The sequence below is a fragment of the uncultured Pontibacter sp. genome (genome assembly GCF_947502515.1).
Taxonomy (GTDB): domain Bacteria; phylum Bacteroidota; class Bacteroidia; order Cytophagales; family Hymenobacteraceae; genus Pontibacter.
Map to the genome: position 1 here is coordinate 341,650 of NZ_CANNAI010000006.1, position 12,246 is coordinate 353,895.

Annotated in this window: 7 protein-coding genes; 4 read left to right on the top strand and 3 right to left on the bottom strand. The window is 50.9% G+C overall.

Annotated features, from left to right (window positions below; translation table 11 throughout):
• Positions 1-31 precede the first annotated feature (31 nt).
• Positions 32-967, top strand: coding sequence for a type IX secretion system membrane protein PorP/SprF (locus Q1A54_RS16350; protein ID WP_299990314.1), 936 nt, complete (start codon positions 32-34; stop codon positions 965-967).
• A gap of 18 nt (positions 968-985) precedes the next feature.
• Positions 986-2,968 (top strand): OmpA family protein, encoded by a 1,983-nt coding sequence (locus Q1A54_RS16355; protein ID WP_299990316.1) that lies wholly within the window; start codon positions 986-988, stop codon positions 2,966-2,968.
• A gap of 98 nt (positions 2,969-3,066) precedes the next feature.
• Here Q1A54_RS16355 and Q1A54_RS16360 read toward each other — a convergent pair whose 3' ends face one another.
• Complete coding sequence (locus Q1A54_RS16360; protein ID WP_299990318.1) at positions 3,067-4,290, bottom strand: PQQ-dependent sugar dehydrogenase; 1,224 nt, start codon at positions 4,288-4,290, stop codon at positions 3,067-3,069.
• A gap of 155 nt (positions 4,291-4,445) precedes the next feature.
• On the opposite strand from Q1A54_RS16360, the gene Q1A54_RS16365 reads away from it, so the two are divergent.
• Positions 4,446-6,746, top strand: a complete 2,301-nt coding sequence (locus tag Q1A54_RS16365) for a TonB-dependent receptor (RefSeq protein WP_299990320.1) — start codon at positions 4,446-4,448, stop codon at positions 6,744-6,746.
• A gap of 1 nt (position 6,747) precedes the next feature.
• Here the strand turns inward: Q1A54_RS16365 and Q1A54_RS16370 are convergent, their stop codons facing one another.
• Positions 6,748-7,350, bottom strand: a complete 603-nt coding sequence (locus Q1A54_RS16370) for a DUF4136 domain-containing protein (protein ID WP_299990322.1) — start codon at positions 7,348-7,350, stop codon at positions 6,748-6,750.
• 156 nt (positions 7,351-7,506) lie between these two features.
• Positions 7,507-10,425: an aminomethyl-transferring glycine dehydrogenase gene (gene gcvP, locus Q1A54_RS16375; protein ID WP_299990324.1), complete on the bottom strand. Its 2,919-nt coding sequence runs from the start codon at positions 10,423-10,425 to the stop codon at positions 7,507-7,509.
• Between the two features lie 280 nt (positions 10,426-10,705).
• Between gcvP and Q1A54_RS16380 the strand changes: the two genes are divergently transcribed.
• Positions 10,706-11,926: an NAD(P)-dependent oxidoreductase gene (locus Q1A54_RS16380; protein ID WP_299990326.1), complete on the top strand. Its 1,221-nt coding sequence runs from the start codon at positions 10,706-10,708 to the stop codon at positions 11,924-11,926.
• Positions 11,927-12,246 lie beyond the last annotated feature (320 nt).

Below are 12,246 nucleotides of genomic sequence, written 5' to 3' on the forward strand. Positions count from 1 at the left end.
GCGAGTGCATTCATTTGAAAATTTTATTACCATGAGAATACTTTATACCCTGCTGGCGCTGCTCTTCACCTTTGCAGCTAATGCCCAGCAAAACCCGCAGTACTCGCAGTACATCTTCAACAGTATGGCCATCAACCCGGCCTATACCGGTACCAAAGGTGTACTCAACATCAACGCCTTCCACCGTTCGCAGTGGACAGGTATAGACGGAGCGCCTACTACACAGGCGCTGAGCGTAGACGGCCTGACCAGCCACGAGCGATTGGGCCTGGGCCTGAACTTCACCCGCGATAAGATCGGTGCCTACTCTACCACCTCGGCTTATGCCAACGCGGCGGCGCGTGTATCTGTAAGCGCACGTGGTACGCTGAGCTTAGGTATAGCGGCGGGTGTTGTGCAGAGCATATTAGACGGTTCGGAACTGGGTGTGCCGGATGATCCAAATATTCCTTCAGGCAGAGATGTATTTTACAGACCTGATGTGAAGCTGGGTGTCTATTACAATACATCACGCTTCTACGCTGGCCTTTCTGCATCTGACCTGATCCAGTTCAAAGACGTTTTCCAGATCGAGCCGGTTCGCCATTATTACTTCACAACAGGTTATGTGTTTGATGTGAGCAGCTTTGTAAAACTGAAGCCAAGTGTGCTGATCAAGGAAGACTTCAACGCACCTGCCAATGTGGACCTAAATGGTTTCGTACTGTTGGGTGACCGTCTGTGGCTGGGTAGCTCATACCGCACCAGCATGAACCTATTCAACAAAAACCCGGAAGCGGATCCCGTGACGAAGCGTACCGCCCTGGCCCTGATTGCCGAACTGCAGGTAACCAACGCTTTACGCCTGGGTTACTCATACGACCGCATGCTCAACGACCTGAGCGGTTTTCAATCGCACGAGATTTCAGTAGGTTACTACTTCTTCAAGAAGCAGGACACGAAAATGCTGACTCCGCAATACTTTTAATATTAGCTCTTACCGCATATGAATTTCAGACATATACCCTTATACCTTACTGCTGCCCTGATGCTGGGTGCAGCCCCTGTGGCCGAAGCGCAGCAGGAGCTTCGCAAAGCAAACAAGCACTACGAAAAGTTTGAGTTTGCGCTGGCGCTGGAGCAGTACAAAAAAGCGTCGGAGAAGCGTAAACCGGATGTCAAAACAGCCGAGCGCATTGCCGACTCTTACCGCCTGACACGTCAGACCGTGGAGGCAGAGCGTTGGTATGCACAGGTAGTGGCCATGCCAGGTCGTGACCCGCAGAACATTTACCACTATGCTGAAGCGCTGCGCAGCAACGGCAAGTACGAGGAAGCCAAGCAACAGTACATGCAGTGGGCGGAGGAAGTACCACAAATGGATGAGCGTGCCCAGCACCTGATGGCGTCTTGCGACAAGGCAATAAGCTGGACCAACCAGAAAATGCCATTGGCCGAGGTACAGCGCCTGAGCGGACTGAACGTTCAGGGTTTCTCTGACTTCAGCCCGATGAACTATGGCAAAGACGCGATCATCTTCACATCAGACCGTGGTGTAGATCAGGAAGGAAAATCAGCCGGCACCTATGGCTGGACCGGTCGCCCGTACCTGCAGCTCTTTATGGCCAGCCGCGATGGCAACGGCAACTGGGGCAAACCCACTGCGCTGCACGAAATGATCAACGATCAATACCACAATGCCACAGCCTCGGCTACCGAAGATGGGCAGACACTTTACTTCACCCGCACGCAACTGGTGCAGCAGCGTAAGTCTGGCAATGCTGACCCGACTAGTTGGGTAGACAAGTCGCAAGTGAACGAATACATCAACCGATTGGAGATTTACTCTTCACAAAGACGCGGCACTACCTGGACAGAGATAAAGCCGTTTGCTTTTAACAATGTAGCAGAATACTCCGTTGGTCATCCGGCCTTGTCACCTGACGGTAAGATCATGTACTTCGTGTCAGATATGCCGGGAGGTATGGGCGAGACAGACATCTACTATACCCTGCGTCAGCCTGATGGTAGCTGGGGAGAACCTGTTAATGCCGGTATCCTGATCAACACATCGGGTCGTGAGAGCTTCCCTTATGTGGATCAGAATGGAAAACTATACTTCTCGTCTGACGGACATATGGGAATGGGCGGGCTGGATATTTTTGCAGCCGAGGGCAAGCACGCTGCCTGGACGGCTGTAAACAACATGGGCCATCCGATCAACTCGTCGAAGCATGACTATGGTATCATGTTCAACGAAGATGAAGAAACCGGTTTGCTCTCTTCTAATCGCGAAAGCAGCAACGGCACTGATGATATCTACAGCTTCAAAGTACTACAAAAGCCTGTCGTGATAGCTGTGACCACGCTGGAGCGCAAGCAGAACGAGCAGAAGAAAAACGTGCAGCTCCCACTGCCGCAGGTGCAACTCGTGATCGCGCAACAGAACCCGAATGACAGCAGTACAGTCTTGACAAACACGAAGGGGCAGTACTTTATGGATGGCCGCAAAGGAAACTCCTATGTCATGCAGGGCTCGAAGCAAGGTTACCTGAATCAGCACTCGCTGGTAGTAGTGCCAAAAACAGCTCCGGATACCCTGCAGGTAGCCATGGTGTTTGACAGAGACGAGAAGAACGTAGCTATTGTACTGGAGAACATCTACTATGACCTTGATAAGTGGGATATCCGTTCGGATGCTGCCAAAGAATTGGACAAACTGGCCGAGGTATTGGAGGCGAACCCGACGATTAAGATTGAACTGAGTTCGCACACCGATAGCCGTGAAAGTCTGAAGTACAACCAGGTGCTTTCAGAACGCAGAGCCCAAGCCGCCGTGGATTACCTGATCGAGAAAGGTATAGCCAAAGACAGGCTGACTGCCAAAGGCTATGGTAAGACAAGGTTGGTGAACAAGTGTACTGATGGGGTGTCTTGTCCGGAGGAAATGCACCAGCAGAACAGAAGAACCGAGTTCCGAATCAAATAGGAGCTCACTTTAGAAGAATTAAAATTTCATTAGCTTTCATAGTTTGGAAAGGCTCCGCAGATTCTGCGGAGCCTTTTTTCATTTTTCAGCTAAGGGCATTATTTTTTGTTGCGCTGGTTTTGTTGCTGTTTACCGCCGGTGTAGGCAATGCGGTACACTACTCCATTTGAGTCATCAGTTACCAGTAGTGAGCCATCAGTGTGCGTGGCGACACCTACCACACGGCCAAACTGCGACTTGTTGTCATCTACCAGAAAGCCCGTCACGAAGTCCACGAATTCTTTCGGCTGACCATTCTTAAAGCGAATACGAGACACTTTGTAGCCGGCTGGTTTAGAGCGGTTCCAGGATCCGTGAAAAGCTACAAACGCATCGCCGGTATATTCTTTCGGAAACTGGGTGCCTTTATAAAAAATCATATCAAGGCCCGAGGCGTGGGCGGTATAGGTGAGCAGTGGATACTTGGTTTTCTTTTTATACTCTTCATAGCTCATGTCCTCGGGTTGGTCACCGGGGTTTTCTTTTCCTTCACCGTATATGTAGGGCCAGCCATAGTCAGCGCCTTCCTCGATCTTGTTCAGCTCTTCGCGCTGCTCGTCATCACCCAGCCAGTCGATGCCGTGGTCCATGCCGAACAATTCGCCGGTTTGTGGGTGCCAGTCAAAGCCGAGTGTGTTGCGGAGGCCCTTGGCGTATACCTTGCGGTTTTTGCCGTCAAGGTCAGCTTGCAGAATAGTGGCGTGCTCCTTGTTTGGCTCATCGCAGGAGTTGCAGGTACTACCGATAGAAATGTAAAGCTTGTTGTCGCGGCCGATGCGCAGCGTACGGTTCGGGTGCTGACCGCCATCGGGCAGGTCATCCAGGAGCATTTGTAGTTCAGATAGCGACCCATCTTTGTTGATGTTAGCGGTATACAATTCCTTTATAGTAGCCAGCCACACTTGATTGTCTTTTATTACAATGCCGTGCATGTGCTCTTTGGTGGCCACTACTTTCTGCTCGTCAGCCTTCCCGTCTTTGTTCGTGTCACGTATCATGGTCACGGTGCCCTTGTCGCGGTCAGTCACATACACCACACCGTCGTTGCTCACGGCAATCATGCGGGGCTTGTTGAGGTTTTCGGCAAACTTCGTGATCTGGAAACCGGCTGGAACTTTTAGCTGCTTCACACGGGCGTCGTTGGCATCAACCCGGGCAGGTTTAAAGATGTGGCCTTCCACGGAAGCACTCACTGGTTTTTCACCTCCCTGCGCAAAGGCTGGCGCACCAATAAGCGTCAATGCCAAAGCCAGTGAAGCAGTAGTCGTAAGTAGTTTTTTCATAGTTATGGTTAGGTTTAATTTCACAGGTATGGTTTGTATTTTGATTTAACCGAATGCCAGCTCTGATTGTTACAAACGGGCAGAACATAGCAATTCCTGCATAAATCTAAACCTCAAAAGGTATAACCCGTTTTGTTAGCAGTTAACTTGCATACATGAATCAACTATTACTCCTGCTCCGATCCCTTTTTCTGACTGCCCTCATGCTTCTGCCTTTTCTGAGTTACGCTCAGCAACAGGTCAACGGCCAGGTACTGCACACCAAGACCCGCCAGGCGCTGGAAGGTGTGACGGTGACAGCCAATACAGGCGAACAGGCGATTACCAATACTTCCGGAGGCTTTGATTTTTCCTTTGCAGACCGTGCGACTTTCCTGCTGATCTCGCACATTGGGTACAAGTCAGATACTGTTTTCTTACAGCGCATCCAGCCAGGTACGGCCCTTCGGGTGTACCTGCAGCCACTGACAGCGAGTCTTTCAGAGGTAGTGGTGACGGGCTATGAAAGCAACCGGCCTTTGCTGGAAACAGCGGGAGCCTTGAGTGTAGTAGGCCGGGAAGTAATACAGCGCTTTGATGAGAGTTCATTGGTGCGCGCCGTGAATACGGTACCGGGGGTGCGGATGGAGGAGCGGGCCACAGCAAGTTACCGCCTTTCGATCAGGGGTAGCAGTTTGCGCTCTCCCTATGGTATACGCAACGTGAAGCTATACATGGGCGAAATTCCCCTTACCGAGTCAAATGGCATCACCAACCTGAACCTGTATGATGCTTCCAACTTCAACAGTATGGAAATACTGAAAGGTCCGGCAGGCAGTATTTACGGAGCAGGTACAGGCGGAACGGTTTTGTTGGAACCCCGCAGAGCAGCTCCCGGAGAGAAGCTGTTTCAGGTGGGCACTACCTTTGGCTCGTTTGGCTTACAGCGCTATACAGCCAGTGCCAGTGTGGGCAGTGAGAAGCAGAGCCTATACCTGCAGTATTCCCGCCAGCGACTCGACGGCTACCGGGAACAATCCGGTATGGACCGCGAAACGCTTATGCTGACCTCCACCTTCAATCCATCTGACAAAAGCACGATCCAGGCCAACCTGATCTACTCCGACCTGTTTTACCAGCTGCCTGGCGGGCTGACGCAGGAGCAGTATGAGCAGGATCCGCGGCAGGCACGGGGTGGGATGTTCGGGAGTGTGATGCAGAATGCTTCGATGAACCAGCAAGGTATAAACATCGGTCTGTCGCAGGAGTACCGCTTCAGCGACAGTTGGAAAAACACGACCGCCCTGTATGGCCTGTTCAGGTATAGGGATCATCCTTTCAACACCGACTACGAGCGTAACACCAACCAGGAGTATGGAGGCCGAAGCCGTTTTGTTTACAATACCCAGCTCGGCGCCGCAGCTGCTACAATCACCTTCGGCGGCGAATACCAGCGCGGTTTTGAAGCAGCCCGCACCTACGACAATAATCGGGGACGTACAGACTCGTTACGTACCGACGATGAAGTATTGGCCAAGACCGGCTTACTCTTTACCCAAGCAGAGTTTGAGCTGCCCGGCAACTGGATTGTAACGGGTGCACTCAGTCTGAACGACACCCGCTATGAGATCACCCGCCTGCACCAGGCCCCAGGTAGTGGCCCATACCAATATACTCGTGATTTCAGTGCCGTGCTTTCGCCGCGAGTAGCATTGCTTAAACGGCTGACGGAGCAGGTGTCGGTGCATGGCAGCGTAAGTTCGGGCTTCTCGCCGCCTTCTGAGGAAGAGTTGCTGACCTCTGACGGTGCGCTCAACCAGGAACTGGAAGCAGAGAAAGGCATCAACTACGAAGCAGGTATACGCGGCTATACCTTAGGCAGAAAACTGAGCTTTGATGTGGTGGCATTTCACTTCCGCCTACGTGAGACGATAGCGAGTCGGCAGGATTTGTCGAGCATCGCCGTATTCCGGAATGTGGGCGCTACTTCCCAAAGCGGACTTGAGACAGCCTTGGGCTATACCTTGCTAGAAGATGCCACGCAACCCCTAAGTTTGCTCAAGGTATGGGGCAGCTATACCTATAGCCACTTCCGTTTCCGTGATTACCAAAAAGATGACACCGACCTGAGCGGTAACAAGCTCACCGGCGTCGCCCCGCATACCTTGACTGCTGGCCTCGACCTGGCTACCCGCTTTGGCCTATACCTGCACCTGACAGCCAACTATGTAGACGAGATTCCGCTTACGGATGAAAACACAGTGTACGCCGATGCTTACTTCGTTGCAGGTGCTCGCTTAGGATTGAGAAGGGAATTGGGGAGACAGTTTGCGCTGGACATATTTGCAGGCTCTGAAAACCTGACGGATCTGAAGTATAGTTTGGGCAATGACCTCAACGCATTTGGCGGGCGCTACTTTCAACCGGCATCACCGCGCAACTATTACGGCGGCTTCAGTCTGTCTTATCGCCTATAAGTTATCGTGAAGTTGGCCTGCTGGATGCGGGTCTGTTAGGTGGGTATTGCGACAGAATGCTGATAATGGATCTTCTGATCCTGCTCTCGTCTGTCTGTGTCACATTAATATCGCCTTCTGCCACGCCGCGCCACACTAACTCGTTGGTACTGGCCGATATCAGGTCAATAAGCATAGTTCCCGGTATATATTGCGCAACTGGTCTGTAGCCCGGAAAATCGGCAGAGTTATAATTGAAACGATAGCCAAACCAGTAAGCGTATCCAAAATCAGGAGAGGCAGTAGCAGCATCCTGTGCTACTGACACATCATAAGCAACCAGCAGGTCTGGATTTTCGACGTCAAGCAGCATACCTTTCTTAACCAACTCAGCTGCGATGGCATCGCGCATCCGCCTGTCCAGAAGCGGCTCGTATAGGTTGGGGTCTGCGGAGGTATTAGCCATTTCGGGTTCCAGCAGGGCAAATGTGCGGTATATCTGAAAGTCTACGCTGCGGTCGTAGGTGCTGTCAGCCACAATAGAAGGTATACAGCCGCTCAAACCAATCAGAAAGGCAGGTATAAGGTGTAGTAAATGCTTCAGGTTGGGTATAGCGTATCGCATAGCACTATCGTTTTAGGTATAGGATCATTTCTAAAACAGGTATACGGTGCGAGGCAGGCAGTAGGTATAAACAGATACAGCAGTCAGGGCCAGTGCGTCTAAAACAAAAAAGCCTGACCACAAGGCCAGGCTTTTCAGGTATAAGTATGGGATAGGTTAGCCGATAGCTACCATCTCATTTTCATTCTCGTTATAGGCTTCGATCGGAGCGCATGAGCATACCAGGTTACGGTCGCCGTAAGCACTGTCGATGCGGCTTACCGTTGGCCATACCTTGTTGTCGCGCAGGAAGGACATCGGGAATACTGCCTTCTCACGTGAGTAAGGACGCTCCCAATTCTCTACCATCGCTACTTTCAGGGTATGTGGTGCGTTCTTCAACACGTTGTTTTTCTGGTCAGCCTTGCCTGCTTCAATCTCACGGATTTCCTCACGGATCGAAATCATCACCTCGCAGAATCTGTCCAGCTCTTCCTGTGCTTCGGACTCAGTTGGCTCCACCATCAAAGTACCTGCTACCGGGAACGATACGGTTGGCGCATGGAAACCGTAGTCCATCAGACGCTTCGCAATATCCTCTACCTCCACGCCGAACTTCTTGAACTCGCGGCAATCAAGGATCATCTCGTGTGCGCAACGACCGTTTTTGCCTACATACAATACTGGGTAGTGTTTCTCCAGACGCGCCTTGATATAGTTTGCGTTCAGGATAGCCACCTTCGTCGCTTCTGTCAAACCTTCGCCGCCCATCATCGCGATGTAAGCATAAGAGATTGGCAGGATAGAAGCAGAACCCCAAGGAGCAGCTGAAATAGCGTTGATTGCTTCCGGGCGACCTAAGTCAACCACAGCGTGACCAGGCAGGAACGGAGCCAGATCTTTCACTACACCGATTGGGCCCATGCCAGGACCACCGCCACCGTGAGGGATGCAGAACGTCTTGTGCAGGTTCAGGTGACACACGTCAGCACCGATGTGGGCTGGCGAAGTAAGGCCTACCTGAGCGTTCATGTTGGCACCGTCCATGTATACACGGCCGCCGTTATCGTGGATAACCTGGCAGATCTCAATGATAGACTCCTCATATACACCGTGTGTAGATGGATAAGTCACCATGAGGCAAGACAGCTCATTCTTATATTGCTCTGCTTTCGCACGCAGGTCCGCTACATCAATATTGCCTTTCTCGTCGCACTTCACAATCACTACTTTCATGCCGGCCATTACAGCAGAGGCTGGGTTCGTGCCGTGTGCAGAAGAAGGAATAAGCGCAACCGTACGGTGATGATCACCGCGTGACTCATGGTAAGCACGAATCACCATCAGACCGGCGTACTCGCCCTGTGCACCTGAGTTAGGCTGCAGCGACATGGCGTCGAAACGGGTGATCTCACAAAGCCAGGCTTCCAGGTTTTTGAAGATCTCAGCATACCCTTGCGTCTGGTCGGCAGGTGCGAATGGGTGCAGTTGACCGATCTCTGGCCAGGTCACCGGAATCATCTCGGCCGTAGCGTTCAGTTTCATGGTGCAAGAGCCCAAAGAGATCATGGAGTGAACCAATGAAATGTCTTTGTTCTCCAGGTGTTTCATGTAACGCAGGATCTCATGCTCTGAGTGATGCTTGTTAAACACCTCATGCGTGAGGTACTCGCTCGTGCGGATCAGTTTGTCAGACCAAGTGATTTCAGTCTCTTCCGGCAACTCGTCTATACCTAGCACGTCAGCCGACTTGCCAGCTACTTTCGCGAATACGGCCAGAATCGCTTTCACATCTTCCAGCTCTGTGTTCTGGTGCAGGGAAATACCGATGAAGTTCTCTTCGAAGTAACGGAAGTTGATACCCGCTGCCTCCGCTTCAGTACGGATGGCGTTCTTCATGTCAGCACTTTCCACCGCAATTTTCAGCGTGTCGAAATACTGTTCGTTCAGCTGCTCGAAGCCAAGGGCTTTCAGACCTTTCTCAAGTTGCTGTGCTAAAGAGTGCGCGTTTAAGCCGATGTACTTCAGGCGACGTGGGCCATGGTACACAGCATACATACCGGCAATTACAGCCAGCAGTACCTGCGCGGTACAGATGTTAGAAGTTGCTTTCTCGCGACGGATGTGCTGCTCGCGCGTCTGCAAGGCCATGCGGTAAGCTCTGTCACCAGCAGCATCAACCGAGATACCGATAATACGGCCTGGGATTACACGCTTGAAAGCATCTTTTGTAGCAAAGTAACCTGCGTGAGGACCACCGAAGCCCATTGGCACACCAAAACGCTGTGTAGTACCTACCACGGCATCAGCACCCATCTCACCCGGAGGTGTCAGGAGTGTCAAAGAAAGAATATCAGCAGCCACTGCTACCAGCATTTCCTGCTCGTGTGCCTTGCTGATGAAGTCAGTATAATCAAAAATGGCACCGTCGGCAGCAGGGTACTGCACCAGGGCACCAAACAATGTCTCGTCAGTGAAATCCACTTCGCGGTGGTCACCGATTACCAGTTCAATGCCGATCGGTATAGCGCGAGAAGTCAGGATGTCAATCGTCTGTGGCAGCACCTGGTTTGACACAAAGAAGCGGTTTGCATTCTTGCGTGCACCTTTGCGCTGTGCATAGAACATACCCATGGCCTCAGCAGCGGCAGTACCTTCATCCAGCAAAGAGGCGTTGGCAATCTCCATACCGGTCAGGTCCATTACCATGGTCTGGTAGTTGATCAGCGCCTCCAAACGGCCCTGCGCGATCTCAGCCTGGTAAGGGGTATAAGCGGTATACCAACCTGGGTTCTCCATGATGTTACGGAGGATCACAGGAGGCATGATGGTGTCGTTGTAACCCAGACCGATATACGACTTGTATACCTTGTTCTTTCTGGCGATCTCACCGAATTGCTTCAGGAAGTTAGTCTCAGAAAGAGCCTTTGGCAGGTTCAGCGGCTTCTTAAGTCTAATGGCGGCCGGTACGGTCTCCTCAATCAGTTGATCCAACGAGTCTACCCCGATGGTTTTAAGCATGTCCTGCATTTGCTCTTTGTCCGGACCGTTGTGGCGCTCCTTGAAAGTGTCAGCAGGTTTTGTTTTAAGTATCATAATGATGAAGTATTGATTGGGAATTTTGGGATTTTCTTTTCCAGTGGAAGACAAGCCAAAGGCCCTCTTTCTTTATTTCTGCAAAAGTAATAGTAATTGTTTATTATATTGAAGCATGAAAGCTAAATAGTTCTGAATGTGGTAGCTTAACACTACTGCCGCTCCTGCTATATAATATAAGATAAAACAGGCAGACAGGGCAAAAGTGATTTGGCAAGGCGCCGACACACTCAGATTTTGAAACATAATTTTCTGCATAACAATTCAGAAAGAAGCACCTATGGAAAAAGTTAAGATCGGGATCATTAAGGAAGGCAAAATACCAGTAGACAAACGCGTGCCGCTTACCCCTAAAAAATGCGTTGAAGCCATGCAAGCGTTTCCAGACGCCAAGGTGGTGGTGCAACCGAGTGACGTACGCTGTTTTACCGATGAAGAGTATGCGGAATTAGGTATAGACCTGCAGCCGGATCTGAGCGATTGCGACGTGCTGATGGGTGTAAAGGAGGTGCCCGTAGACCAACTGATCCCGAACAAGACTTACTTCTTCTTTTCACACACTATTAAAAAGCAGCCGCACAATGCCAAGCTCCTCCGGTGCGTGCTCGACAAGAACATAACTTTAATAGACTACGAACTCCTGACGAATGCACAGGGGCAGCGGGTGGTAGCCTTCGGCAGGTATGCCGGTATAGTAGGTGCTTACAACGGCATCCTCACCTATGGCAAAAAATGGAAGCTCTTCGACCTGAAGCCCGCTTACCTCTGCCACGAGATGGAGGACATGCAGGAGGAGTACTTCAAGGTGAAACTGCCGCCAATAAAAATAGCCGTGACAGGGGGAGGGCGTGTGGCAGGCGGTGCCATGGAAGTGCTCGACAAGATGGGCATCAAAAAGGTGAGTGTGTTTGACTACTTATATAAGCAGTTCAAAGAACCTGTGTACGCCCAACTGCATTCAGGCGATTACAACAACCGCCCCGACGTGGAGGTATGGGACTCGCCTGACTTCTATGCACACCCGGAGCTATACCAGTCCACGTTCCGCAAATTCACTAAAGTAACCGACTTGCTGATGGCCTGCGCCTACTGGGACCCACGTGCACCAAAACTGTTCTCTGAAGAAGACACTCGCCAGCCTGACTTCAAAATCGACACCATTGCCGACATCACCTGCGATGTGGACGGCTCTATACCTACCACCAAACGTGCTACTACAATTACGGAACCTGCTTACGACTACAATCCAGAGACGGGCAAGCTCGAACCTCCTTATAATAGAAAAGATAACATCACCATAATGGCTGTCGACAACCTGCCTTGCGAACTACCCCGCAACGCCTCCCGCGACTTCGGACGACACCTTATAGATAATGTGTTCCCGCAGTTCTTTAATAACGATGCAGGCGGTATGCTGGAAAGAGCGACTATAGCCAAAGAAGGAGAACTAACCGAAAGGTATAAGTACCTGCAGGAGTATGCCGAAGCGACTGCAGTATAGGAGTACATTATAATAGTAGAGATACAAATAAGGTATAGCCTTGATAAAAGGTTATACCTTATTTGCTTTTATTAGAAAGTAGGAAGGCCCAAAGAAAGGCTGCAAATGGCGGGAATCAACACAATAGAAAGTTGCCTAGCGCATAATGGAGAAGCTTTTAAAATATTTTGAAAATTTTGATGGTGCAACTCAGATAGTTAAGCGAAACCATTCCGAAACACTAGCTAATGTTATAACACACCTCTTGCATGTACGGGATTTTTTCTGACCTTTGCACTCCCCACACGGTACAACGGGTCGGGAAAAAGGGACTCCGGCAG